The sequence below is a fragment of the Pricia sp. genome, assembly GCF_041745955.1.
Lineage (GTDB): Bacteria > Bacteroidota > Bacteroidia > Flavobacteriales > Flavobacteriaceae > Pricia.
This window is the reverse complement of sequence record NZ_JBGTHY010000074.1, coordinates 1-1,983: the sequence shown is the minus strand read 5'-3', so window position 1 is coordinate 1,983 and position 1,983 is coordinate 1. Positions and strand designations below refer to the sequence as shown.

Annotated in this window: 2 protein-coding genes; both read left to right on the top strand. The window is 45.2% G+C overall.

Annotated elements, in window-relative coordinates; translation table 11 throughout:
• Positions 1-1,429, top strand: a 1,429-nt coding sequence (locus ACEW8S_RS02250; protein WP_373516560.1) for a glycoside hydrolase family 65 protein, incomplete at its 5' end; no start/stop codon positions are given.
• 119 nt (positions 1,430-1,548) lie between these two features.
• Positions 1,549-1,983 (top strand): DUF2490 domain-containing protein (locus tag ACEW8S_RS02245; protein ID WP_373516559.1); only part of this gene is annotated, 435 nt, incomplete at its 3' end.

Sequence of the window (1,983 nt, the reverse complement as noted above, 5' to 3'; positions counted from 1 at the left end):
GCATGCCATTAACTCTTCAAGGGAACATCAAAGGCCCGAATTGACCCACACGGTCGTAAACGACTACGAAAACACACTTTCCTTTGATAAAAAGATAGCCAAAAATGAGGCATTGGAATTTGCTTGGACAGGAGCTCAATGCACAAGTAAGAATATTTCAGATCCGAAGTCCGAATCCGAGCGTATGGTTATCTACAATTTGCTCAATAGTAAAGAGGTGCTGTTGCAGCAGCATAGAAAATTATGGTCCGAGCTATGGGAAGGGGATATCGAAATCGAAGGCGATCTGACCTCCCAGCAAGATGTCAGGCTTGCGCTTTACCATTTGTACGCCTTTGGCCGTGGGGATTCCGACCTGAGTATCGCTCCCATGGGGCTCTCCCTGCAAACCCCTTATAATGGCCATATTTTTTGGGATACCGAGCTATGGATGTTTCCTCCTTTATTATTGTTCAATCAGGATATCGCAAGATCGTTGGTCAACTATCGTTCGGATCGATTGGCAATGGCAAAACAACGGGCCATCAATTACGGATACAATGGGGCGATGTTCCCATGGGAGAGTGACGATACCGGGGAAGAGGCCACCCCGCCGTTTGCGCTTACCGGCCCCTTTGAACATCATGTTACCGCGGACATAGCTATTGCGTTTTGGAACTATTATCGTGTAACGAAGGATAAACAATGGCTGAAAGAAAAAGGATTTCCAGTGATAAATGAAATAGCCGATTTCTGGGTCAGTCGCGTTACGGCAAATGCGGACGGGAGCTACTCCATCAATAACGTGGTCGGCGCCAATGAGTTTGCGCCCAACGTAAATGACAATGCCTTTACCAATGGTGCGGCGATTACCGCGCTCAACTATGCCATAAAGGCTTCCGCGGCATTGGGAATCGAGCCAGATCCGAAATGGCAAGACGTCGCGAACAACATCAAAATACTCCGTTTTCCCGACGGTACTACAAAAGAGCATAGCGATTACGATGGGGAGATCATCAAGCAGGCCGATGTCAATCTGTTATCCTATCCGCTTACAATCATAGATGATAAAAAATCCATTTTAAGGGATCTGGAATACTATGAACCAAAACTTTCCAAGGAAGGGCCCGCCATGGGCAAATCCATTTTTGCCGTACTTTATGCGAGACAAGGTGATGTGGATAACGCTTATCGCTTGTTCAAGGAAAGTTATGTTCCCAATCAACAAGCACCTTTTGGTGCTTTATCCGAAGTGGCCACGAGTAACTTTTCTTATTTTGCAACCGGTGCCGGTGGCATGTTGCAGACCGTACTGTTCGGGTTCGCAGGACTCGAGTTTTCTGACGTGGGCATCGTTCAAAAAAATCCGATCATCCCAAAGGAATGGAAATCACTAACAATAAAAGGTGTCGGCCCTGAGAAGAGGAACTACCGGATTGAACAATTCTGAAACCGTACCGATTTTTCGTATACCACGGTTCTAGTCACCGAAATATCGATTTTTTACCCTACTTATTTATTGGGAATAACAGGTTTATTATTTTAGCCATTGCTTATTCTCAAAGCCATATGAGTTCGATCAAACCAACGCGTCTTATTGCTTTGCTCGCCGTTCTGTACTCGACAAATGTTGTGGCACAAAAAAGTGTCGATACGCAGCAACTGCTTTGGACACGATACTACCTTAAACTGAAACTTAATGACAGCTATGAAATAAGACAGGAATTGGAGGAAAGGACATACTGGTTTCCATGGCGGCAACATCAATTTCTTTCAAGAACTTTTGCGGGCCGTAAACTCGGAAAAGGATGGAATGCGGGGATTGGCCTCACCTATCTTCTTCAATCGCTTCCCCAAGACCCTGAGATAACCGAATATTCCAACCAATTGGAACTACGTCCACAGCTTGAAATAGCGTATAAGCAGGATATTTCGGAAAAAATAACCCTCTACCATCGGTATTGGAGCGATTTTCGGTTTTTTGAACAGCCTAACGGCTCATTC